This window comes from Nocardioides dubius (assembly GCF_039528155.1).
In the GTDB taxonomy this organism is placed as follows: Bacteria; Actinomycetota; Actinomycetes; order Propionibacteriales; family Nocardioidaceae; genus Nocardioides; species Nocardioides dubius.
Map to the genome: position 1 here is coordinate 106,942 of NZ_BAAALG010000001.1, position 1,859 is coordinate 108,800.

Below are 1,859 nucleotides of genomic sequence, written 5' to 3' on the forward strand. Positions count from 1 at the left end.
GGTCGTTCTTCCCGGGGTGCTCGGCTACGCCGGCGGCGCCCCGCTCAGCCCGCGAGGCGCACCACGTCGTCGGCGACGCCCCACGAGAGGGTGACGCCGGCACCGCCGTGTCCGTAGCAGTGCACCACGTGCCCCTCGCGCTCCACGCGCACCGCGGGGCGGGTCGGCCGCAGGCCCACCTTGTGCCGCAGCACCCGGGCGCGGGCCGCCTCCGGCACCAGGCGGGCAGCGCGGCGCAGGATCTCCGCCGCCACCGCCTCCGACGGCGTCCGGCTCCACGCGTCCTCGACTGCGGTCCCGCCGATCACCACCTCGTCACGGCGCGGCACCAGGTAGGTCGGGCCGGCGTCGTCGAGCGCCCAGTGGTCCAGGCCGAACTGCTCGACCACCACCACCTGCCCCTGGACCGGTCGCACATCGGGGTCGTCGCCCAGGTGCCGCGCGCCGAGACCGGCGCAGTTGACCACCAGATCGGCGCCGCGCGGCAGGTGGCTCAGGTTCTCCCGGGTCAGGGTGCCGCCCAGGGAGTGCAGCCGGGCGCGCAGCCAGACCAGATAGTGGGGCATGTCGACCACCGGCGCGACGAAGCTCCAGGCGTCGGCGAAGCCCGACTGCGGCGGGACCCGGTCCAGCTGCGGAACCGCATCGCGCCACCAGGGGTCGGGACGCACGGTCGTCAGCTGCTCGGTGCCGCGCAGCATCCGGACGCCGCGGTCCGCCCCGGGCGCGTGGTCCGGATGCTCGGCGAAGCGCCGGTAGCTCGCCCCCGCCCAGGCGGTCACCCGCTCCGGGGGAAGCGCGCGATAGGGGTACCAGAGCGCGGCCGCGACCACGCTGGTGGTCTCCAACGGCAGGTCACGCGCCAGGACGTCGACGCGGTGGCCCTCCTCCAGCAGCCTGACCGCACAGGTCAACCCGATGACTCCGGCACCGACGACGATGATCCGGGCCATCAGGCATCCTCAGCTCAGGCGCCGGCCTGGCGGGGCGCCATCGGGTCGTCGCCGTCGCTGCCCTGCTCCCGGGCGATGTAGTCCTCGATGTCCTCGACATCGTCGACGTTGCGCTCCACGACGGTGAGCAGATCGCTCATCGTGGCGACCTCCTCGACCTGCTCCTTGATGAACCAGGCCATGAACTGCTCGGAGGCGAAGTCGTTCTCCTCACGTGCGGTGCGCAGCAGGGCGTTGATCTGCTCGGTGACCCGCTTCTCCTGGTCCAGCGCCAGAGCGACCGGGGCGACGACGCCGTCGAAGGCGTTGACGGGAGCCTCGACACCCGGCACCTTGACCTCGCAGTCGGTGTCGAGCAGGTACTGCACCATCATCATCGCGTGCGCGCGCTCCTCGAGCGCCTGGCCGTAGAAGAACGCAGCCATCTGCGGCATCGTCATCGCGTCGTAGTGCACAGCGCAGGCAAGGTACTGGTTGTGCGCGGCAAGCTCGTTGCCGATCTGTTCGTTGAGCTGAGCGGCGAAACGGGCGGCGGTCACTGGGCCTCCTGGGTTCCCGAGGCGCGGACCACGCGGCTCAGGCGGCTTCGGCAAACTTCTTCGACGGCTTGTCGATCTTGACCAGTTTACGACGCTTCACCGTGTAGCCGGGAGGCAGCGTGCCTTCCTTCAGCATCCGGATCGGGCAGCGCTTGCACTGCGGCTTCGAGGCGCAGCACTTGGATTTGGGCAGCTTCTTCTTGGACAGCTTCTTCAGCTTGCCCTTCTTGAGCTTGACCTTCCCGGAAGGACGGGTCTTGTCCTTCTTCTTGGCCTTCGCATCCTTCTTGCCCACGAGACCAGCGTAGAGGATCCGCTGAGGTTTGCCTAACCTTCCGTGACCGGTATCACCAGGCGAAATGCCAAC

At 69.7% G+C, this 1,859-nt stretch carries 3 protein-coding genes; all 3 read right to left on the reverse strand.

The window, feature by feature from the left end:
- Positions 1-44: 44 nt before the first annotated feature.
- A complete protein-coding gene (locus ABD151_RS00420; protein ID WP_343990044.1) occupies positions 45-953 on the reverse strand; it encodes an FAD-dependent oxidoreductase in 909 nt (302 codons plus the stop codon).
- 14 nt (positions 954-967) lie between these two features.
- Positions 968-1,492, reverse strand: a complete 525-nt coding sequence (locus ABD151_RS00425; RefSeq protein WP_343990047.1) for a ferritin — start codon at positions 1,490-1,492, stop codon at positions 968-970.
- 37 nt (positions 1,493-1,529) lie between these two features.
- Positions 1,530-1,859: hypothetical protein (locus ABD151_RS00430; RefSeq protein WP_343990050.1), on the reverse strand; the 330-nt coding region annotated here is incomplete at its 5' end.

Coding starts and splice junctions, on each gene's coding strand:
- ABD151_RS00420 (WP_343990044.1), bottom strand. CDS start 953: ATGGCCCGGATCATCGTCGTCGGTGCCGGAGTCATCGGGTTGACCTGT.